General features: G+C 74.1%; 11 protein-coding genes and 1 tRNA gene. 5 read left to right on the top strand and 7 right to left on the bottom strand.

The window, feature by feature from the left end; genetic code table 11:
- The first annotated feature begins 126 nt into the window (after positions 1 to 126).
- A tRNA-Leu gene (locus AB0H71_RS16145) sits at positions 127 to 208 on the top strand.
- Positions 209 to 551: 343 nt separating this feature from the next.
- Here the strand turns inward: AB0H71_RS16145 and AB0H71_RS16140 are convergent.
- Positions 552 to 1,547: an NAD(P)/FAD-dependent oxidoreductase gene (locus AB0H71_RS16140; protein ID WP_357020748.1), complete on the bottom strand. Its 996-nt coding sequence runs from the start codon at positions 1,545 to 1,547 to the stop codon at positions 552 to 554.
- 84 nt (positions 1,548 to 1,631) lie between these two features.
- Positions 1,632 to 2,411 (bottom strand): alpha/beta hydrolase, encoded by a 780-nt coding sequence (locus tag AB0H71_RS16135; RefSeq protein WP_357020745.1) that lies wholly within the window; start codon positions 2,409 to 2,411, stop codon positions 1,632 to 1,634.
- Positions 2,412 to 2,467: 56 nt separating this feature from the next.
- Between AB0H71_RS16135 and AB0H71_RS16130 the strand changes: the two genes are divergently transcribed.
- The 4 genes from AB0H71_RS16130 (at position 2,468) to AB0H71_RS16115 (ending at position 7,070) form a co-directional block, all read left to right on the top strand.
- Positions 2,468 to 4,225: a GNAT family N-acetyltransferase gene (locus AB0H71_RS16130; protein WP_357020744.1), complete on the top strand. Its 1,758-nt coding sequence runs from the start codon at positions 2,468 to 2,470 to the stop codon at positions 4,223 to 4,225.
- A gap of 67 nt (positions 4,226 to 4,292) precedes the next feature.
- Positions 4,293 to 4,610 carry a DUF222 domain-containing protein gene (locus AB0H71_RS16125; protein WP_357020741.1) on the top strand — a complete coding sequence of 106 codons (318 nt, stop codon included), beginning with the start codon at positions 4,293 to 4,295 and terminating at the stop codon, positions 4,608 to 4,610.
- Positions 4,611 to 4,717: 107 nt separating this feature from the next.
- Positions 4,718 to 5,698, top strand: a complete 981-nt coding sequence (locus AB0H71_RS16120) for an ABC transporter substrate-binding protein (RefSeq protein WP_357020738.1) — start codon at positions 4,718 to 4,720, stop codon at positions 5,696 to 5,698.
- 22 nt (positions 5,699 to 5,720) lie between these two features.
- Positions 5,721 to 7,070, top strand: a complete 1,350-nt coding sequence (locus AB0H71_RS16115; RefSeq protein WP_357021925.1) for a SagB family peptide dehydrogenase — start codon at positions 5,721 to 5,723, stop codon at positions 7,068 to 7,070.
- A gap of 212 nt (positions 7,071 to 7,282) precedes the next feature.
- Here the strand turns inward: AB0H71_RS16115 and AB0H71_RS16110 are convergent, their stop codons facing one another.
- The 5 genes from AB0H71_RS16110 to AB0H71_RS16090 are packed head-to-tail and all read right to left on the bottom strand — an operon-like array spanning position 7,283 to position 21,492.
- Positions 7,283 to 10,759 (bottom strand): amino acid adenylation domain-containing protein, encoded by a 3,477-nt coding sequence (locus tag AB0H71_RS16110; RefSeq protein WP_357021923.1) that lies wholly within the window; start codon positions 10,757 to 10,759, stop codon positions 7,283 to 7,285.
- A gap of 5 nt (positions 10,760 to 10,764) precedes the next feature.
- Positions 10,765 to 14,961 carry a nocobactin polyketide synthase NbtC gene (gene nbtC / locus AB0H71_RS16105; RefSeq protein ID WP_357020735.1) on the bottom strand — a complete coding sequence of 1,399 codons (4,197 nt, stop codon included), beginning with the start codon at positions 14,959 to 14,961 and terminating at the stop codon, positions 10,765 to 10,767.
- A complete protein-coding gene (locus tag AB0H71_RS16100; RefSeq protein WP_357020733.1) occupies positions 14,954 to 16,270 on the bottom strand; it encodes a polyketide synthase in 1,317 nt (438 codons plus the stop codon). Before AB0H71_RS16100 ends, nbtC begins: the two co-directional genes overlap by 8 nt.
- Entirely contained in the window at positions 16,267 to 17,007 is a 741-nt protein-coding gene (locus AB0H71_RS16095) for an alpha/beta fold hydrolase (RefSeq protein ID WP_357020730.1), read from the bottom strand. The genes AB0H71_RS16100 and AB0H71_RS16095 overlap by 4 nt, the downstream gene beginning before the upstream one ends.
- A complete protein-coding gene (locus tag AB0H71_RS16090) occupies positions 17,008 to 21,492 on the bottom strand; it encodes an amino acid adenylation domain-containing protein (RefSeq protein ID WP_357020728.1) in 4,485 nt (1,494 codons plus the stop codon).
- Between the last annotated feature and the right edge of the window lie 12 nt (positions 21,493 to 21,504).

The following is a 21,504-nucleotide window of genomic DNA, read 5'->3' as shown; positions in this document are numbered from 1 at the left end:
CCCCTCACATTGACCGTTACCGCATCGTTATAATCCCAGGTCGGGTTACTCGTGAGTAGAGACACTCCGCGCGGTGCTTCGCACAGCGGGCTCCGGCCGGTAGAGTTTGGACGGCCGTACCAGCACGCGCGAGTGGCGGAATTGGCAGACGCGCCAGATTTAGGTTCTGGTGTCTTCGGACGTAGGGGTTCAAGTCCCCTCTCGCGCACAAGCTCGTAGCGATCGTGCTATCCGGCGGTGCCGTGTGCTCGAATGCCCCAGCCGTTTCCGGGTGCCTAGGCGTTGCGGGTCAGGAATTTCGCCGCTTGGTGCACCGCTGCCGGCACCGGCCGATCGCCTACGTCGCTTCCGAGATGGGGATCTCCTCGCACATGGGATCTCAGGTCAGGGCGGCGGCCACGACCTCGAATCGTGGGGCCGGCTACTGCTCGGGTGGCGCCGGCCGTGGCCGGATCGTCGAGTGCGTATGGTTCCTCTCGTCGGGTCCGCCACAGCCTGCAGGCTGAACCTCGGAGCCGCGTCCGCCCGATCACCGTCAGGCTCGACCACCGTCACCATCGCAGTTCCGCGGCGCTCACGCGGGGCACCCTCAGTCCTGGTGTGGGCCTGTAGGTGTGCATCGCGACGGGACGACGGATCCGGTCGTAGGCCTGGAGTCCAGCCTCGACGGTGGGCGAGTCTCGGATGGCCCTGGCCAAGAAGACGGCATCTTCGATCGCGGAACTCGCCCCTCGGCCCGCCGCAGGTGAGACAGCATGTGCGGCATCACCGATGAGGACCGTGGTCGTGGTGTGCCAGATGCCGCTCGGCTCCAGTTCATACAAGGCCACCGGGCGACTCACCCGCGACGACTCGACCAGCTTCGCGATCGGCAGGTCAGCGAGCGCCGCGAGCAGTTCCGGCTGCCCCGTCGCGGACTGAGCCGACTCCGCATCTCCGCGGCTGAACCAGAACGACCCGTGCCCGCGATGCCCCGCGTAGCCGGCGACACCGTCGGGACGGCTCCAGAAGTGCAGGACCCCTTCCGGCAATTCACCGAGTACGTGCTCACTGTGGCCGTAACAGATCAGTTGGCCGGCGAATGTCGGATCGCGGTGATCGCCGAGCGCGCGCCGCGTCATGGAGCGAGCTCCGTCGGCACCGACCAGCAGATCCGCAGCCACGTCAGCGGGATCGACCCGCGAACCGAAACAACTCGTGACACCGACCTCGGCGAGCCGCGTTCGCAGCACCGACAGCAGGTCCCGCCGCCATACATGGGTACTCGGCCACCGATGCGTCTCTTCGAATCGCTCGAAGCTGTGCTGCCGGCCCGACACGGTGTCGGTCGTGGTCACCCGGGTGACCGGAAAGCCCCGCCGCCGCACTTCGGCTCCCACTCCGAGCTGGTCCAACACGGTCGACGCCGACGGCCCCAGGGTGACCCAGCCACTCACGTCCGCGGATCGCTCAGACGCCTCGTAGATCTGCACTGTCACACCGATTTCGGTCAGCGCCAGAGCCGCGCACGCACCTCCGACCCCCGCGCCGATCACCACAGCCCGCATCGCTACCTGCCTGTCCCTTCGACGAGTGCACCCACAGGCACCGGTATGCGCGATTCGCCCTTCCCCCGGCCGTGCGCCGAACCCCTACCCGTGCCGCGCGACGTCGGCGCAGAGGATGCCGGGCCAGCGGGCCAGATCGGCGGGGGTCTCGGCGACTTCGAGGGTGGCGTTCGGCAGCAGCTCGACCAGCGTTTCGGCGGTCGTCACCGGGTGCGCGGGGTCGTCGACCCAGGCCAGCACGGTGGCGGGCACGGCGAGCGCCGAAATGGCCTCGGGGGCAGGCAGATCGCTCAGGGCGGCGCCGCGGAAGAGGGCGGGCAGCAGGTGCTCGGTGACGTCGGGGACGGTCTCCGGGGTGCCTGCGGTGGCGGGCGGGCGGGGGGCGGCGAGGTCGGCGGCGAGGAAGGCGGCGAGGCCCTGCTCCTCGATCAGCCGGGCGTTCTTGCGGTAGATCTCGGCCTTCGCGGCGCGGGTCTGCCAGGCGGTCGCCGGTACGAGCAGGGTCAGGCCGGCGAAGCGGCCGGGGTCGCGGACGGCGGCGTGCAGCAGGGTGCCGGTGCCCATCGAGGGGCCGACGCCGTGCACCCGCTCGCCGGGGAACCAGTGGTCGAGCAGGCGCAGCAGGTCGTCGGCGAGCACGGGCCAGGTGTAGTCCGAGGGGACGGCGCGGCCGGTCGAGAGGCCGTGGCCGCGCGCGTCGTAGCGCAGCAGCCGGGTGCCGCTGAGGCCGCGGCCGAGGTCGAGATCCATCAGCCGGTCGCGGTGCCTGCTCGAGGTGAGGCCGTGCAGCTGGACGACGGGGTGGCCGCCTTCATCGCTCACCTCCACGTCGAGGTCGGCGCCGGAAACGTGGAAAGTCGGCACGATGGCTCCAGAATGCTGGGACACGGGATCGCTCGGAAGGAGCCTAGGATACCGCCATGCGGCTGACCAACGTCGCGCACCTGCGCCTGCCGTTCGGCCGTCTGCTCGGCTTCGACGTCGCCGCGGGCGAGCTGGGCGCATCGCTTCCGGTCTCCTTCGACCAGCGGCGCCATGTGGGCGCGGGTGATCGCGCGGGGTCGTGGATGGCGTTGTCCTGCAGGCTCTCCGCTCCGGTGCCGCTGGACGAGCTCGCCACCGCCTGGCTGGCGGTGATCGAGCGGCACGGCACGCTGCGGTCGGTCTTCGTGCCGGGCGCGGACGGCGAGCCGCGGCTGCACGAGGTCGAGATCCGCCCGGCCGGCTGGGTCGAGCACACGATCGCGCCGGGGCAGGCGGTGAACGACGCGCTGCGCGCCGTGCTCGACCTGGCCTGTTCGCCGTACGCCCGGCCGTCGCACCGGCTGTGCGTGCTGGAGACCGCGGCCGGGCCGACCGTGGTGGTCGCCGCCGACCACGCGCACGTCGACATGTGGTCGATGCTGGTGATCGCGCGCGACCTGCTCACCGCGCTGGCCGCGGTGCGGCGGGACGGCCCGCCCGCGCTGCCGCCCGCGCCCGCCTTCGCCGAGCACACCCGCGCGCTGCGCGAACGCCCGGCCGCGCCGGCCGAGGTGCGCCGCCGCTGGGCCGAGGTGCTGGCGCGCAGCGGCGGCGTGATGCCGCGCTTCCCGCTCCCGCTCGGCGAGGCCGCGCCGCAGGAGGAGCGGGTCGAGGTGCGCGACGTGCTCGATGTCGACGACAGCGCCGCCTTCGCCGCGCAGGCCAGGGACGCGGAGGTCTCCACCCTCGCGCTCGTGGTGGCCGCCATGACCGAGGTGACGCACGAGCTGGCCGGGACCGCGCTGCGCGTGGTCTTCCCGGTGCACAGCCGCTACGACACCACCTGGCACGAGTCGGTGGGCTGGTTCATCACCAACTCGCTGCTGGAATCGGCCGACCCGGCCCCGCGGGCCGGTGCGGCGGCGGTGAAGGAGGCCGTGCGCCTCGGCTCCTGGCCGCTGGCGGACATCCTGCGGCCGTGGGGCGGGATGCCGGAGGCGCCGGGCATGTTCGCGATCTCCTGGCTCGACCTGCGCCGGTTGCCGGTGCGGGTCGACGCCACCGGGCTGGAGGCGCAGTACGTCGGCGCGACGATCCGGACCGACGGCGTGATGCTGTGGTTCGTGCTCGACGAGGCCGGGCTGCACCTGCGCTGCCGCTACCCGGACACCCCCGAGGCCAGGAGGCACGTCGGCGGCTGGCTGGACACCCTGATCGCCCGGCTGCGCTCGCGCGCCGCGGCGGGCAGCCTGCTGCGCGTCGGCGACCGGACCTACCGGGTGCGGCGCGCGGCCCGCGCCGATGTGCCCGCGCTGGTCGCGCTGCTCTCCGATGAGATCGCCCGCGACCGGGAGACTTCCGAGATCGCCAGGTACGAGGAGGCGTACGACGCCGTCACCGGGGATCCGGCGCACTACCTGGCCGTGGTGCGGGACGAGCGCGACCGGATCGTCGGCACCATGCAGCTCACCATTATCGCGGGCCTCTCCCGGGGCGGCGCCGCGCGGCTGCAGATCGAAGGGGTCCGGGTCGCCCCGGCGGAGCGCTCCCGCGGCATCGGCACGGCCATGCTGGAGTGGGCGCACGACCACGGCAGGCACCGCGGCGCCACCCTCGCGCAGATCACCACGGACCGGGTGCGGGCCAGGGCGCACACCTTCTACGCGCGGCTCGGGTACGACAACAGCCACGTCGGGTTGAAGCGGGCGCTCTGACGACACCGGGATACCGCGGCCGAAGAGTTATCGAACATATGTTCTAAGGTGCGGTAGCCTCACTCGGGTGACCAAACAATCGACTGCGCCGGCGCCGCGCGTCCCGGCCCGCGGATGGCCGGAACTGGCCGATGTCGACGTGCTTCGCATCCTCGTCGAGACCGAACGGCGCAGGCGGCAGCTGGATGCGTCCATGCGCGCGGCCGTCGCCGAGGCCGAGCGGCGCGGGCTCGCGGCGGGCACCGGTTACCGGGATACCGCGGAGCTGCTCACCGATCTGCTGCGGATCAGCGTCCACGAGGCGCGGCGGCGGCTCGGGCACGCGACCCCGCAGGCGCGGCCACGCTCCAGGAGGGTATGGAAGGTGCTGGCGGCGGCGAGTTGAGACGGAGCCCCACCTCGGGAGCCCAGCCTAGGTTAGCCTTGGCTCAATTGCGCCGGAGCGACTTTCGGCGCCGGACCGAGGGCTGGTCCTCGATGAAGGAGACGACGATGCACGCTGTCCGGACCCGGCGGGTCGCCAGGCGCGCGGTGATCGCCGCACTGGCTGGGGTGCTCGCGCTCGGTATCACCGGTTGCGGCTCGGACTCCGGATCGGGCGGCGGCGGGGACGGGGCGGTCACCGTGCCGCACGCGCTCGGGGAGACCACCGTGGCGGGGACGCCGGCGAAGGTCGTGGCGCTGGGGAACCAGTGGCTCGACACCACGCTGGCCTTCGACGTGGTTCCGGTCGGGTATGTGGACAATGTGGCGATCGCGTCGCGGAGCACGCCGCCGTGGCAGCCGGACAAGCTCGGGTCGGCGAAGTCCATCGCGAGCATGGCGGGGATCGCGGAGCAGGTGGCGGCGCTGGAACCGGATCTGATCCTGGCGGATCCGTTCATCGCGGATCAGGCGACCTACGACAGCCTGTCCAAGGTCGCGCCGACGATTCCGGGGCTCTCGAAGAACTCGGCCGCGGTGTGGCAGGACCAGGTGACGGCGCTCGGGAAGGTGCTGCGCCGGGAGGACGACGCGGCGGCGATCATCGGCGGGGTGCAGGACAAGATCGACGGGATCGTGGCGGCGAATCCGGGGCTGAAGGGGAAGACCTATGCCAGCACCTGGCTGGGCACGCCGACGCAGCTGATGGTGCTCACCGACCCCTCGGACGGGTCGGGGCAGGTGTTCACGGCGCTCGGGCTCACCATCCCGAAGAACCTCAGTGACCAGCCCGCGACCGGCGGGCGGCTGGCGCTGTCGACCGAGCGGATCGACGAGCTGACGGCGGATCTGCTGCTGGCGGGGTACTCCCCCGGGTTCGACGAGAAGTTCCGGCAGCTGCCGGGGTACAGCGGGCTGCCCGCGGTTCGGAACGACGCGACGGTCTTCCTCAACACCATGGAGATCACCGCGGTGAACCAGCCGACGGTGCTCTCGGTGCCGTTCATCCTGGACAAGCTGAACCCGGCCCTGGTCGCCGTGAGCAAGTAGGGATTCGGCCGTGCCCGTTCTCATGTCGTCCGGGGAGACGCGGCTCGCGCTCCGGGCCGGTGCCACCTGTGTGATCACCCCGGCGGGTGCGGTGCTGCTGAACCCGCCGCGGAAGCAGAAGCTCAGCGGGCTGCCGCGGGGGCAGTTGCTCGCGCTCAAGGCGCTCAATCGGGCGCCCGCGACCGTTGCCGAGCTGGCGGCGGTCGCGGGTGACGATGTCACCGCGCTGCTGGATCGGCTCGCGGGGGCGGGCTGGCTGGCGGTGACGGTGCGCGCGGAGGGGCGGGACCTGTACACGGTGCAGCCGTTCGGGACTCCGCCGCGGGACGAGCCCGCGCCGCTTCCGCCGGGCGCCACGCTCTCCAAGTTCGCGGTGCTGCATCGGGATTCGGACGGGTTCGTGCTGGAGCATCCACTCTCCTGGTGCGATATCCGGATTCACGATCTGCGGTTGCTGACGCTGCTGGAGCAGTCCGGCGCTGAGGATTCGGGGCTGCCCGCCGGTTTCCTGGCGGATCTGCACCGCGGTGGGTTCCTGGCCGATCCGGCGGCCGAGGCGGCGGAGTTCCGCAGCCGCAGCTGGAGCGCGCCCGATCTGTGGTTCCATCGCCGGAGCACGCTCGGGGAGCGCATCGTCACCTGGGAGCATTTCGGGCCCACGAAGTGGGCGAAGGGGCGGTTCCCGCAGCCGCCCACGCGCAAGCCGGACTACCCGGCGGCGCCGATTCCCCTGCCCCGGCCCGATCTGGCTGCCCTGCGGGCGGCGGATCCGACGCTGACCGCCGTGCTGGAGGATCGGGTCTCCACCCGCGCCTTCGACGACGCCGCGCCGATCACGGTCGCGCAGCTCGGCGAGCTGCTCTTCCGCACGGCGCGGAGCCGGGGGGTGCGGTCCGAGGCGCCGGGTGAGGAGCTGGTGTCGAAGCCGTACCCGAGCGGGGGCAGTGTGTACGAGCTGGAGCTGTACCCGGTGGTGCGGAATGTCGCCGGGCTGGAGCCGGGGATGTACCACTACGACGCGCACGGGCACACGCTGCGGAAGATCGCCGAGGCGGGGAGTCCGGCGGTCGCCACACTGGTGAAGTCGACCTCGGCGACGCTCGCCGACGGGGCCGAGCCGCAGGTGCTGCTGGTGCTCGGGGCTCGGACCGGGCGGGTCATGTGGACCTACGAGCAGGTCTCCTACGCGGTGATCCTCAAGCACGTCGGGGTGCTCATGCAGACCGTGTACCTGGCCGCGACGGCCATGGGGCTCGGGGCCTGCGCGCAGGGCTTCGGCGATACCGCCGCGTTCGTGAGCGCGGCCGGGGTGGACGAGCTCGAGGAGTGCAGTGTGGGGAGCATTATCGTCGGGACGCCGCGGGCGGGGTGATCCCGGGCCGCCAGTGCCGGCTGGTGCTGGGCCACCGCTGTCGGGTGGTCTCAGTGCCCCCCTGCCGGCCGGTCCCGGTGCCCCCCTGCCGGCCGGTCCCGGTGCCCCGCTGCCGGCCGGTCCCAGTGCCCCCGCTGCCGGCTGGTCTCTGGCTCGCGGCAGCGCGGCGCCGCCGGTCGGCGCGGTACGCGGACCGGCGGCGTAGCGCGCGGCTATCCCGAGGCCATGACCTCCTCATCGCTCATGGCGGCGACCTCCAGGTAGAGCTGGGCGACCACCGGCAAGCGGCCGGGGGTGCCGCGTTCGGCCTCGCGGGCGGTCAGCCGGGCGGCGAGCGCGGCGACGGTGCGGGCGGCGAAGACATCCGAGACCAGGGCGTGGTCGGTCTCCAGCCACTCCCGGACCCGGGCGACGAAGGTGGTCGCGAGCACGGAATCGCCGCCGAGGCCGAAGAAGTCCTCGTGCGCGCCGATCGGGCCGGAGCCGAGCACGCCGCGGGCGATATCGGCGAGCGCGGCCTCCAGATCGTCGCGCGGCGCGACGTACTCGGCGGCCCCGGCGGCGGGTTCGAGCAGGGCGAGGACGGCGCGGCGGTCGAGTTTGCCGTTGGCGGTCAGCGGCATGCGGTCCAGGTACTCGATGCGGGCCGGGATCATGTAGGCGGGCAGCAGCTCGGCCAGGGTGCCGGTGGGGTCGGCGATGCCGGCGCCGGCGACGGCGGCCACCAGCGTCGTCCCGGCCACCGCGGCGACGGCGTGCCGCACGCCGGGGACGGTGCGCAGTGCACTCTCCACCTCGCCCAGCTCGACCCGGTAGCCGCGGAGCTGGACCTGGTGGTCGGCGCGGCCGAGGAACTCGATGGTGCCGTCGGGCCAGTACCTGGCCAGGTCGCCGGTGCGGTACCAGCGCAGCCCGTCGTGCTCGACGAAGCGTTCGGCGGTGCGCTCCGGGTCGTTGCGGTACCCGGCGGCCACATTCGCGCCGCCGACCCAGAATTCGCCGGGCACCCAGTCCGGGCAGTCCCGACCGGCGGGTGAGACCACGCGGCAGCGCACATTGCGCAGCGGCACCCCGAACGGCACCGTCGCCCAGTGCGCGGGCGGCTCGCCGGAGACTTCGCAGATGGTGTTGTGGATGGCGGTCTCGGTGGCGCCGCCGAGGCCCGAGAACCGGCACCCCGGCACCTGCTTCGCGAGCCTGCGAGCCAGGTCGGCGCCGACCCAGTCGCCGCCGAGCGTGACCGCGCGCAGCGAATCGCCGAGATGCTCGCCGCCGATCTCCAGAATCATGTCGAGCATGCTCGGCACGCAGTTCAGGAGGGTGACGCGGTGCTCCACCAGCAGCCGGACCCAGGTGGTGGCCTCGGCGCGCTGCCCGGCGTCGACCGCCACGATCGAGCCGCCCGCGGCGAACATGCCGAAGATGTCGTAGACCGAGGCGTCGAACTCCAGCGCCGAGAGCGCGAGCACGCGGTCGGCGGGGCCGACGCCGAAGTGCTCGTTCACCGCGTCGATGGTGTTCATGGCGGCGCGGTGCGGCACGTCGACGCCCTTGGGGCTGCCGGTGGAGCCGGAGGTGAAGATGACGTAGGCGATGGATTCGGGGTCCGGGTACACCGGTTGGGGCAGTGGGTCCGCCCAGGTTCGGGCTTCGTCGAGGGGAACGGTCGTGACGCCGGGGCCGAGGTCGGCGCCCGCCACGGTGAGCGCGACCGTGACTGCGCCGGTGCGGAGGATCTCGGCGCGGCGCGCCACGGGCTGGTCGAAGCCGATGGGGATGTAGGCGGCGCCCGTCGCGAGCACGCCGAGGACGGCCAGGATCTGGTCCGGGCCCTTCGGGAGCTGCACCGCGACGGCGTCGCCCGGACGCACCCCGGCGGCGGTGAGCGCGCCCGCCACGGCCAGCGCGGCGGTGGCGAGCTCGCCGTAGCTCCAGGCGCCCGTCTGCCTGACCACCGCGGATGCGGCGGATTGCGCGGCAGTGAGCCCGCCATCACTCCAGACCACGGCGGACGCGTCCGGATGCGCGGCGGCGTGCTCGAAGAAGCCCTGGTGCAGGCGGCGGCCGCTGACCGGGCCGTCGGTGGCGTTCACCGCGGCGCGCACGGCGGCTTGCGCGGCGGGGAGCGCGGGGGCCGCGCCCGCTGTCCAGCCGTCGGCGCCGGCGCCGAGCCGGGCGACGGCGGCGGTGTAGTGCGCGAACATGGCGTCGACCAGCCCGGCCGGGAAGGCGGAGTCGCGGACGTCCCAGTTCAGCAGCAGCCCCCCGCGCACCTCGGTGACCTGGGCGTCAAGCAGCACCTGCGGGCCCTGGGAGATGATCCAGACCGGGTCGCCGAAGGTCTCGGTGACCCGCTCCGCGAAGAGCTCGCCGAGGTTCAGCGCGCTGGTGTAGACGATCGGGGCCAGTACCGGCTCGCCGCGCTGCCTGCCCAGGTCGCGCAGCACCTCCAGCCCGGACCACCCGGCGTGCGCGCCGCTCTCGTGCACCGCGCGCTGGAGCGCCCGCGCCCGCTCGGTGACCGTGAGGTCGTCGGTGACGTCGACGTCGAGCATGATCGAGGAGGTGAAATCGCCGATCACGCGGTCGATCTCGGGGTGCACCGGCTCGCGGTGGAAGAGCGGCACATTGAGCAGGAAGCGGCTCTGCGCGGACCAGCCGCCGATGGTGTCGGCGAAGACCGCGGCCAGCGCCATGGCGGGGGTGATGCCGCGCTCGTGCGCGGCGGCGAGCAGGCGCCGCTTGGCCTCGGGGGCGAGCCAGTGGTCGTAGCGCACGGTGCGGTGCGGGGCGGTGCGCTCGCCCACCGGGACCGTCGGCAGCTCCGGGGCGCCGGGTAGCTCGGGGAGCCGCCGCTGCCACCACTCGCGGTCGCGGGCCCTGGCGGCCTCGTCCACGCGCCGCTCGGTGCGGTAGCGGCGGTAGGTGTAGCCGGGGGCGGTGATGGTGGCGCCGTGGTAGAGCTCGGCGAGTTCGGCGACCAGGACGCGGTAGCTCATGGCGTCGCCGGCGATCATGTCGACATCCAGGTGCAGGCGGCAGCGGTCGCCGGGGCGCAGCGTGAGGGTGACGTCGATGACCTGGCCGTCCTCGATGGCGAGGCGCTGGTGGGTCTTGCTGTCGCGCAGCCGGTTCAACTCGGCATCGATGGCCGCCGGGTCGTGGTCGCGCAGGTCGGCGACGGTGAAGACCGGACGGCCGGGGGCGGGCAGGGTCTGCTGGGTGCCGTCCGGGAGGACCCGGGTGCGCAGCATGGGGTGCGCGGCGACCAGGCCGGCCACCGCCCGCTCCAGCCGCGCGGGATCGATGGCGCCGCCGTCGAATTCGACGTAGAGGTGCGCGGCGACGCCACCCAGCTCCTGCTCCTCGGCGCGGCCGATCCAGTAGGCGTGCTGCATGGTCGCGAGCGGGAAGGGCTCGTGCTCGGCGCCCCGCTCGGCCGGGAGCGGCTCCGGCGCCGGGGGTTCCGGCTCGCCCGCGCCGAGCAGTTCCTGCCACGCGGCCACGGTGGGGGCGGCGGCGAGCTGGGCGAAATTGACGGTGGCGCCGCGCTTGCGCCAGCCGCCCGCCAGCTTCATGATGCGGATGGAGTCCAGGCCGAGCTCGATGAGGTCGGCGTCGCCGGCGATGGCCTCCGGTTCGATGCCGAGTGCGGCGGCGACGGTGGCGGTGATCTCGGTGCTGTCCACGGTGCTCACTCCCGGCCCGGTTCGATGTCGCGGATGGCGATGAAGACCCGCTGGTCCAGTGCGGCGACCGGGTGGTCGGGCTGCGGTAGCACCAGGTCGGGGGTGAGGCCGGCGGCGCGCAGTTCGCTGCGCCACTCGTCCTCGGTGAGGAAGATGCGGTCGGTGCCCGCGCGGACGTCGCTCAGCCCGGCGTGCGGCTTGCCGGGCTGCGGGGACATCAGCAGGTGCACCGAGGTGAGCTGTTCGCAGTGCGCGTGGCAGGTCTCGATGACCACCAGCGCGCCGCCGGGGTGCAGCAGGTCGTGCAGGTGCCGGAGGGTGACGCCGATGTCGTCGGCATTGTGCAGCACATTGGCGGCGATGACGATGTCGGCGGGGGCGGCGGTGCCGAGGTCGCGGTTCATGTCGAGCAGGGCGTAGCGCATCCACGGGTAGCGGGCGAAGCGGTGCTCGGCGGCGGTGAGGAAGAAGTCCGAGACGTCGGTGAAGTGGTACTCCACCGGGAGGCCGTCCAGCGCCGCGGCGACATCGTCGGTGGTGCCGCCGATTCCGGCGCCCAGTTCGAGGACTCGAACGGGGGTGTGGTGGCGGGCGATGGTGGTGACCAGGTCGGCTACCGCGCGGCCGGCGGCGAGGTTGAGGTACCTGCTGCTGAGGTTGTCGCGGTAGGCGGCCTCGGCGGTGGTCATGTCGCCGTCGGGGAAGAGGAGTTCCTGCAGGCGCATGGTGTCCTGGACCAGCTCGGTCAGGTGGTCGTCGGAGGATTGCAGGAACTCGGCGAGCGGGCGGGGGTAGCCGAGGTCGGCGCAGACCTGGATGAGGTCGGCACGCTGCGGTTGTGCGACCTCGCGGGTGTAGCGGTAGCCGGTCTGTGTATCGCCCCGGAGGCTGCCGTCGGCTTCGAGGGCTTGGAGCCACTGGCGGAGGAGCCAGCGGTGGCGCGGGGCGAAGCGGAGGCGGTCGGCGAGGTCGTCGACGGTGCGGGGTTCGGTGTCCGACAGGTGCGGGCGGAGGGTGGTGAGCATGGCGCGGAGGCCGAAGAGGTCGATGTCGCGGCGGGCGGAGCGGAAGGTGTGGTCGTCGAAATCGGCCGGGACCGCCAGTTGGGCGGCGGCTTTCGCGCGGGTGAGGCGGTCGGCGCGGGTGAGTTCGGTGGTGTCCGCGAGGACCGGCTGTGCCACCCGGTCCGGGACGCCGATGAGGCGGACGACGTCGTTCAGCGATGCGCCGCCGATGAGCTCCGAGACCGGCACATCCACACCGAACGTGCCCTTGACCTGTCTGCGCAGCGCCAGCGCCTGCAGTGAGTCCAGGCCGATGGCGACCAGCGGGCGGGTGCCGTCGATGGTGCCGGGGTCCTCGGCGCCGATGATCCCGGCCAGCAGCGCGGCGACCCGGGCGGCCACGTCACCCGTGGGCTCGGCGGCGGGTGCGGGCTCGGCGGCGGGACGGAGCGCGGGCGCCGGGACCGGCGCCTTCAACTCCGAGAGCAACGGCCCGTACCCGAGCACGGTCCGCCCCCGCTCCCAATCGAACGCGGCGACAATGGCATCGGTGCGCAACCCGCCCAACCCGAGCGCCAGCGCATCCCCCGGCTCCATCGGCAGATACCCGGCCTCCGCGAGCCCGGCCAGCTCCGCTGCCCCGCTCCCCCGGAACACCGCCCACTGCCCCCACTGCACGGCCACGCACCGCCGCCCGCCGGCGCGGTACCGCTTGGCCAGCGCGTCCACCATGCGGTTCGCCGCCGCGTACAGCACGGTGCCGCGGCCGCCGATACTCGCCGCCAGCGAGGAGCAGAGCACGATCTCGCACCCCGGCGCGAGCCGCTCCAGCACCGGCTCCAGCCCGGCGACCCGGCCGCGCATGGCCTTCTCGACCTGGCCGGGGGTGATATCGGTGAGGCCGCCGCCGATCGCCGCATTGTCGGCGGCGGCGTGCACCAGCAACCCCACCTCCGCGAGCCGATCGCTCAGCGCGGCGACCGCGGCGGGGTCGGCGATATCGCAGCTCAGCACCGAGATCTCGGCGCGGCCGAGCGCGCGGATCGCGCGCAGCCGAGCGCTCACCGCCGCGTTCTCGCCGGACCGGCTCAGCAGCGTCACCCGGCGCGCGCCGGAGCGCACCGCGTGCTCGCAGAACTCCAGCCCGAGGCTACCGGTGCCACCGGTCACGAGCACATCGGCGGCGGCCACCGGCCCGGTGAGCAGCGCGGCCGGGTCGGCCTCGGTGAGCCGCTTGGCGTAGAGGTTGCCGTCGCGCAGCGCCAGCTCCGGCTCCCCGGCGGTGTGCAGCGCGGTGACGATCGCGGGCGCGGTGTACTCCGCGCCCAGATCGAGGTGCCGGAAGGCGACGCCGGGGTACTCGGCGCCCGCGGCGCGGAAACCCGCGCTCGCGGCGGCGTGCACCGGGTGCGGCGGGGCGTCGGCGGGCAGCACCGCCTCGCCGCCGACGGTGATCAGCCAGTACTCGGTGATCGCGGCGCCGGGCGCGCTCCACCAGCCGCGCTCGCCGAGGAACCGCGCGAGTTCCTCGACGGCCGCGCCCGCATCCGGCGCCGGGCGCGGGGGCAGCAGCACCACGACGGTGTCGATGTCGTCCGTCGAGCCCTCCGGGGTGAGCAGCCGCCCGCCCAGCCCCTGCCCGCTCGCGTACTCGGCCAGCTCAGCGGCGAGTTTCGCCTGCTCGCCGGTGTGGTCGGCGATGCCGAGCCGCCGCGGCGCGGTGACCGAGCGCCTGCTCAGCCGGACCCAGTCCTCCACCAGCAGCTGCGGTTTCGGCCCGGCGGGCGCGACGGGAGCGGGGCGCGGGGTCGGCGCGCGCCCGATCGAGGCGTCGAGCGGCAGCCACAGCGTGAGCTCGTTCATGGCGACATTGGGGAAGTCCGGCAGCGGCGGCGGGGGCGGGGTGGCATCGCCGGTGCGCAGGCCGTCCCAGTCGAAACCGAGGTCGGCGACGGCGAGTTCGGCCAGGTTGGCGGTGAGTTCGCGCAGGTCGGTGGCGGTGCGCAGCGAGGTGCCGAGCGTCTTGGTCGCGGGGGCCGCGGCCAGGTTCTCCTCGATGGCAAGCTGGAGTGTCGGGTGCTCGGCGAGTTCGACGAAGGTGTCGACGCCACCGGCGACGGCCGTGGTGATCGCGCGGTCGAAGCGCACGGGGTTGCGCAGGTTCCAGAACCAGTACTCGTCGACCGGCAGCTCGGGCGTGACGGCGGCGCCGAGCGTCGCGCCGATGCACGGGATCTCGGAGTCGAGGAAGCGGGTGCTGTCCAGGCGGCTGTGCACCGCGTCGTGGATGAGGTCGCGGAACTCGGTGAGCAGCACGGTGTGCGCCGGGTAGCCGACCTTGATGACCCGGGCGAAGCGGCCGCGCTCGGCGAGCGCGGCCACCACGGCCCGCACGGTCGGCCGCTCCCCCGAGACCCCGACCATGCGCGGCGAGTTCTGCACCGAGACCTGGGCCCAGCCGGGCAGCCGGGCGATGACCTCCTCGCACTCGTCGCGGTCGGCGGCGACCACGGCCATGGCGTAGCGCTCGGAGCTGATCTTGTCCACGGCGTGCGCCCTGGTCCCGACCACCACGACGGCGTCGGCCAGGCTCATCGCCCCGGCCAGGCACGCGGCGGCGATCTCGCCCTGGCTGTGCCCGACGGTGGCGGCGGCGCGCACACCGAACGACCGCCACAGCGCGCCCAGCGCCACCATCTGGGTGAAGAGCGCGGGCTGCACCACGGCGGCGGACTCCTCCGCCGGGTCACCGGTGCCGAGCAGGTAGGGCAGCGGGGAGGCGCCGAACTGCTCCTGGAAGAGCGCGGCGCAGCGGTCGGCCGCGGCGCGGTACGCCTCGGCCCCGTCGTAGAAGACGCGGCCCATGCCGCGGCGCTGGGTGCCCTGGCCGGGCAGCACGAAGGCGACGGTGCGCTCGGTGGCCGGCTCGGCGGCGGTGACGACGGCGGGGTGCGCGACCCCGTCCCGCACCGCGGCCAGCGCGGCCGCCAGCTCGGCCCGCTCGGTGACGGCGAGCAGCGCCCGGTGCCTGCGCGCGACCCGGGTGCGCAGCAGCTGCTCGGCCACCCGCCCCGGCGCGACGGCGGGGTGCTCGGCGAGGTAGCCGAGCAGCGCGGCGGCCTCGGCGCGCAGCAGCGCCGGGCTGTCCGCGGAGAGCAGCACCGGGACGGAGCCGTCGGGCAGGCGATGGCTAGGCATCGTCGTTCTCCTCGTGAACGGGCATCGCGAGGATCGCGTGCGCATTGGAACCGCCCGCGCCGAAGGAGGAGACCGCGCCGTAGCGCTGCCCGTCCCTCGGCTCCCACGGCTCGACCTCGGTGGCGAGCCGCAGGCTCGACCGCTCCCAGTCGACCCGCGTGGTCGGGTTGTCGGCGAAGAGCGTCGGCGGGATCAGGCCGTGCCGCCCGGCGAGCAGCAACTTGACCAGGCCGAGCATCCCCGCCGCGGCCTGGGCGTGCCCGGCGTTCGACTTCACCGAGCCGAGCAGCGTGCCGGAGCCGGTGGCGCCGTAGGTGTTCTGCAGGGCGCGCAGCTCCACCGGGTCGCCGGCGCGGGTGGCGGTGCCGTGGCCCTCGACCATGCCGATATCGGCGGGGTCGATCCCGGCCTTGGCGATGGTGGTGCGGATCAGCCGCTCCTGGGCGTCGGTGCGCGGCACCAGGATCGGCTTGCCCGCGCCGTTGTGGTTGTGGTGCGAGGCGAGCAGCCTGCCGTGCACCCGGTGCCCGAGGCGGCGCGCCCGCGACTCGCGCTCCACGATCACCACCCCGGCGCCCTCGCCCCAGAGCGTGCCGGTGGCGTCGTCGGAGTAGGAGCGGCAGTGGCCGTCCGCGGAGAGCGCGTTGTGCCTGGCGAACTCGTAGAACGCGATCGGCGAGCCCATCACGCAGACGGCGCCGGCCAGCGCCCACTCGCAGTCGCCGTCGCGGACCGCGGCGGCGGCCAGGTGCAGCGCGGTGATCGAGGAGGCGCAGGCGGCGTCGACGGTCATGGACGGCCCGAGCAGCCCGAGGCAGTGCGAGATCCGCGCCGCGGCGCTGAGCAGCCCGTGGCCGATGATCCGCAGCCCGCTGTACTCGTTGACCTCCGCACCCGGCGGCCCGTACTCCATGGGCGAGCAGCCGATGAAGCAGCCCGCCTCCGCGCCGGCCAGCGCACCGGGGTTGATCCCGGCGTTCTCCAGTGCGCGCCACGCGACCCGCAGCGCGACCCGCTGCTGCGGGTCGGTGGCGATGGCCTCGCGCTGGCCGATCCCGAAGAAGGATGGGTCGAATTCGGCGGCGCGGGTGAGGAACCCGCCCGCGTCCCGCACGGTGCCCCAGCCGTCCAGCTCGGAGACCGAGAGCAGGTCGTCGATCGGCCAGCCGCGGTCCCGCGGGAACGGGCCGACCAGCTCGACGGCGGATTCCAGCGCCGACCAGTAGGCGCGCGGGGTGTCGATGCCGCCGGGCGCCTCGACGGCGTACCCGGCGATGACGATGTGGTCGGGGTCGGTCACCGCGGTCACGCCTGCTCGGCCAGCAGCTCGGTGACGGCGGCGCGGTGCTGGTTCAGGTAGAAGTGCCCGCCCTCGAACATGGTGACCTCGACATCGTCGCTGTGCTTGCTCCAGCCGTGCAGGTCGGCCATGGAGACGATGGGGTCGCGGTCGCCGCCGATGGCGTGCACCCTGGTCGCGACCCGGACGTTCTCCGGGCAGCGGTAGGCCTCGGAGGCCAGGTGGTCGGCCTTGATGGCGGGCAGTGAGAACCGCATCATCTCCCGGTTGGCGAGCACGTCGGAGTCGATGCCCTCCAGCGAGATCAGGTGGTCGAGGAGCTCCTCGTCGCCCTCCGGGGTCTTCGCGCGGAACTGCGCGCGCGAGGGCGCCACCGCGGCCGAGACGGTGAGCTGCCTGACGTCGACGCCGGTCGCGATGGCCAGCCGGGCGAACTCGAAGGCGACGAAGGCGCCCATGCTGTGCCCGAAGACGACGATCGGCACGTCGCGGTTGTACGGCGACATCCGGAACTCGCCGTAGGCGCCGACCGCGATGTCCGGCAGCGAGCCGAGCGCGGGCTCCTTGGCGCGGTCCTGGCGGCCCGGGTACTGGAGGACGATGACGTCGTAGTGCTCGGCCAGCGCCGCGGAGAGCTCGCGGTAGGCCGAGGCGCCGGCACCGGCGTGCGGGAAGATCAGCAGCGGCAGCCGGCTCGGCGCGCCCGCCTCGTGGAACTTCCTGATCCAGCCCTGGTTGTGCTGCATCTACTGACCTGCCTTCCTGGAGAGTGCCGCCAGCGCCGTCACGGCGCGGCGCAGCAGTGCCGTGAGATCGTCGATCTCGGTGTCGGTGAAGAGCTCCCGGCTCCAGCGCCAGGTGAGCGTGAGCTCCGGGCCCGGCCCGACCGCGGCGATCAGCCCGAGCGCGTAGCGCAGCGGCAGCGCGGGCTCGGGCGCGATCGGCAGCGCGGCGGTGAGCGCGGGGTCGGTGACCATGCCCCAGGCCCGCTCGCCGCCGCCGAGCAGGTCGGTGCGGCCCAGGTAGTTGAACTCGAGCTGCGGCCACGGCGCGTCGGCGAGCTCGGGCACCCGGGCCACCGAGTGCAGCAGCCCGAAGTCGAGCCCCTGCGCCGGGACTGCCGCGAGCTGGGCGATGACCGAATCGAGCAGGGCGCGCGCGGCTTCGGGATCGCGCTCGGCCTCCTCGACCCCGATGGCGGCGCCGGCGCCGAGCCGCACCGGGTAGGGCGCGGAGAACCAGCCGACGGTGCCGGAGGTGTCGGCGCCGACCACGGCGTCGGCGCGGCCGTGGCTCTCCAGCCCGACCAGGGTGCCGCCGTCGGCGGGCTGCCCGCGCTCGCGGCGCCGGGAGACCACGGTCAGCGCCAGCGCCGCGAGCAGTAGTTCGCGGACGCCGTCGCCGCGGGCGGCGCCGCCGAGCAGCCCGGCGGTGGTCGCGGCGGGGATCGTCGTCGTGCTGAGCCGCAGTGTCGCCCAGGTGTCGCCGGGCGCGAGCGCGCGGCGCCCGAGCTCCGGGTCGGGGCCGCGCAGCTGCCCGGCCCAGTACTCGCGCTGAGCGTGGACCTCGGCGCTCTCGGCGCGCTGCCACAGCAGCCGGGACCACTGCCGGTAGCTGGTCGTCTCGGCGACGGCCTTGGGGACCGCGCCCGCCTCCAGCTGCTCCCAGGCGGCGGCCAGGTCGGCGAGCACGATGCCCCACGACACCACGTCGATGGCGAGGTGGTGGACGGTGAGCAGGAGGAGGTCGCCGCCGGGCACGCCGCGCAGCCACACCGCGCGGACCAGCGCACCGGCCACCGGGTCGATGGCCTCGAGCGCGGCTGCGCTCTGTGCGGCCAGCGCGGCGGCGGTGTCGCCGGTGGCGTCGGCCTCGGTGATGAGGTCGGTGGCGGTGACGGCGCCGGGCTCGCGGGTGACCAGCCGGGGGCCGTCGGCGGTGTCGCCGAGGTAGCCGCGCAGGGTGTCGTGGCCGTCGAGGACGGCTTGCAGCACCGCCGCCAGATCGGCGCGGGTCATTCCGTCGGGGAGCCGGGTGAGCAGGCTCTGCGCCAGGCGCCGCGAGACCGGGAGGCCGTGCAGCCACCGCACGATGGGCAGCGGCGGCACCGGGCCGTACTCGTGCTCCGCGAGCGGTGCGGCCCCGGTCGCGGCGCGGTCGACGGCGGCGGCCAGATCCCGGATCGACGGCGCCGCGAGCACGGTGCGCACCTCCAGCGCCAGGCCGTGCCTGCGCGCCCGGTTCACCAGGGAGATGGCGACGATGCTGTCCATGCCGAAGGCGAAGAAATCCTCCTCGACCCCGGGCGTGCGGCCGTCGAAGACCTCGGTGAGCACCGCGGCGAGCCTCCGCTCGGTCTCGGTCTCCGGCACCGAGGGGCCCGCGCCGGCCCCGGCCAGCGCGGCCTCGGCGTGCCGGGCCAGCGCGCGGAGGTCGAGCTTGCCATTGCTCGTGACCGGCAGCTCCGGCAGCGCGAGCAGCCGGGCCGGGATCATGTAGGCGGGCAGCCGCTCTGCCAGCTCGGCGCGGAGCGCGACGGTGTCCGGCTCGGCGGCGGCGACCACGAACCCGACCAGGGTGACCGCGTCACCGCGGCGCACCACGGTCGCCGCCGCGGCGGTGATGCCGGGCGCGCTGCGCAGCGCGGTCTCCACCTCGCCGATCTCGATCCGGTAGCCGCGGATCTTGACCTGGTCGTCGGCGCGCCCCAGGTAGCCGAGCGCCCCGCCGGGGAGCCTGCGCACCAGGTCGCCGGTGCGGTACCGGCGCGCGCCGTCCGGGCCTGCGACGAACCGCGCCGCGGTGGTCCCCGGCTGCCCGGCGTAGCCGCGGGCCAGCTGCGCCCCGGCCAGGTACAGCTCCCCCACCACGCCGACCGGCACCGGCCGCAGCCGCGAATCCAGCACGTACGCGGTGGTTCCCGCGGTCGGCGCGCCGATAGTGGGCGCCGAGTAGGCGGGGCCGTCGGCGGCGGTCACATCGGCGACCACGGCCTCCACCGTGGTCTCGGTCGGGCCGTAACAGTTGTGCACCGCGACCCCGTCGAGCGCGCGCAGCCGCGCCCACAGCGCGGTGTCGACGGCCTCGCCGCCCAGCGCGAGCACCGCGGGCGGCCGCTCCAGCAGCCCGGCGGCGACCAGCTGCCGGAAGAGCGACGGCGTGGTGTCGAGCATGTCGATGCGGTGCTCGCGAACCCCCTCGACCAGGCGGTTCGCATCGCGCATGGCGACCTCGTCGAAGAGGTGCACGGTGTGCCCGTCGAGCAGGCCGGCCAGCGGCTGCCAGGAGGCGTCGAAGCTCAGCGACCAGGCGTGCCCGATCCGCAGCGGGCGGCCGAGCCGGGCGGTGGCGGGGCGGTGGACGCGGGCGCGGTGGTCGGTGAAGTACGAGACCACCGCCGCGTGCGTGCCCGCCACGCCCTTGGGCTCGCCGGTCGAGCCGGAGGTGAAGATGAGGTAGGCGAGGTTGTCCGGCCGCGGCGCGGCGGGTACCGGGGCGGTGGTGGCGCGGGCGGCGAGGTCGAAGTCGTCCAGGTCGAGCAGCGGGACCCGGTCGAGGTCGTGGCCGTCGGCTACCAGGACGAGCGCCGGATCGGATTGCCGCAGCAGGGATTCCACCCGGGCGGTGGGCAGCGCGACGTCGACCGGTACGTAGGCGGCGCCCGCCGCGAGTACCGCGAGCAGTGCCACGACGGCGCGCTCGGAGCGCGGCAGGTACAGCGCGACGGCGTCCTCCGGGCCGATGCCGCGCGCCACCAGCTCGGCGGCGAGGCCCCTGGCCCGCGCGGTCAGCTCCCGGTAGCTGAGTTCGCCGTCGGCGCTGCTCAGCGCGATCGCCTCCGGGGTGGCGGCGGCCTGCCGCTCGAGCAGCGCGAAGAGGGTGGCCTCCGGCTCCAGCTCGGGCAGCGCGGGGGTGGCCTCGCCGGCGGCGGCCGGGCCGGTGGCCAGGTCGTCGCAGCGCAGCTCGGCCGCGCCCGGCAGCGCGCGCAGCAGGGCGAGCAGGGCGGCGCCGATGTCCTCCGGCAGGTACGGGATGGCCGCCGGGTCGGCCTCCACCACCACCGCGAGGTCGTCGCCCTCCAGGTAGGCCACGACGGTGAGCGGGTAGTGCGTGAGGTTCTTGGCCATCTGCGGCCGGAAGCCGACCGCGCCGGCGGCGCCGCCGCCGAGCACCTCGGTCATCGGCGCGTTCTGGAAGACGAACAGGGTGTCGAAGAGCGAGCTGTGCCCGGCGGCGCGCTGCACCGCCGAGAGGCTCAGGAATCCGGCGTCCCGCATGGCCGCCGATTCCCGCTGCAACCGCAGGCACTCCGCCCCCACCGGGGCCGCCGGGTCGAGGTCGAAGACCACCGGGATGGTGTTCAGGAAGAGCCCGACCATGCGCTCCACCCCGGCGATGGTCTCCGGCCGCCCGGTCACGATGGTGCCGTAGACGACATCGCGGCGGTCGGTGAGCCGGGAGAGCAGCAGCGTCCAGGCGAACTGCACCGCCGAGTTCACGGTCAGCCCCTGCGCGCGGGACCACTCGCGCAGCCGTGCGGTAGCGCCCGCGCCGAGCGCGAAGCGGGTGACCTCGGCGACCGCGCCGGTCCCGGCACCGACCATGAGCGGCCCGCTGAGCTGCTCCAGCTTGGCGCTCCACCAGCGCTGCGCCCCGGACATGTCCTTGGCGGCCAGCCAGCCGATGTAGTCGCGGTAGGGCCGGGCCGCGGGCAGCGCGTCCGCCGCGCCCCCGGCCGCGTACAGCGCGCGCAGCTCGCCGAAGAGCACGCCGAGCGACCAGCCGTCCAGCAGGATGTGGTGCACGGCCAGGATGAGCCGGGCCCGGGCGGCGCCGTCCGGGCCGGGCGGCAGCGTCACCAGGGTGGCGCGCAGCGCGGGTCCGGTGCCGAGGTCGAACGGCCGCGCCACCTCCTCGGCCTCGATCCGCGCCAGCTCCGCGTCGGTGGCGGCGCGCTCGGTCCAGGGCAGCGTGACCGCGCGCGGCACGATCTGCACCGGCCGGGGCAGGTCACGATCCCAGAACACCGCGCGCAGGTTGGGGTGCCGCCGCAGCAGCGCCTCGAGGCAGCGCCGCAGCAGCGCGGGGTCGAGCGGGCCGTCGAGGTCGACGACGAACGGGATCGTGTAGACGTCGGGGCCGTCGCCGGCCAGCCGGGCCAGCGAGAAGAGCCCCTCCTGCAGCGGGCTCAGCGCCAGCACGTCCTCGATCTCGGGCGGGGGCTGGTTCATGCGGTTCTCCTC

The organism is Nocardia sp. NPDC050697, from assembly GCF_040654395.1.
In the GTDB taxonomy this organism is placed as follows: domain Bacteria; phylum Actinomycetota; class Actinomycetes; order Mycobacteriales; family Mycobacteriaceae; genus Nocardia.
The sequence above is the reverse complement of the archived record's forward strand: the minus strand, read 5'-3'. Positions and strand labels throughout refer to the sequence as shown.

Coding starts and splice junctions, on each gene's coding strand:
- AB0H71_RS16130 (WP_357020744.1), top strand. CDS start 2,468: ATGCGGCTGACCAACGTCGCGCACCTGCGCCTGCCGTTCGGCCGTCTG.
- AB0H71_RS16115 (WP_357021925.1), top strand. CDS start 5,721: ATGTCGTCCGGGGAGACGCGGCTCGCGCTCCGGGCCGGTGCCACCTGT.
- AB0H71_RS16095 (WP_357020730.1), bottom strand. CDS start 17,007: ATGCAGCACAACCAGGGCTGGATCAGGAAGTTCCACGAGGCGGGCGCG.
- AB0H71_RS16140 (WP_357020748.1), bottom strand. CDS start 1,547: ATGCGGGCTGTGGTGATCGGCGCGGGGGTCGGAGGTGCGTGCGCGGCT.
- AB0H71_RS16120 (WP_357020738.1), top strand. CDS start 4,718: ATGCACGCTGTCCGGACCCGGCGGGTCGCCAGGCGCGCGGTGATCGCC.
- nbtC (WP_357020735.1), bottom strand. CDS start 14,961: ATGCCTAGCCATCGCCTGCCCGACGGCTCCGTCCCGGTGCTGCTCTCC.
- AB0H71_RS16090 (WP_357020728.1), bottom strand. CDS start 21,492: ATGAACCAGCCCCCGCCCGAGATCGAGGACGTGCTGGCGCTGAGCCCG.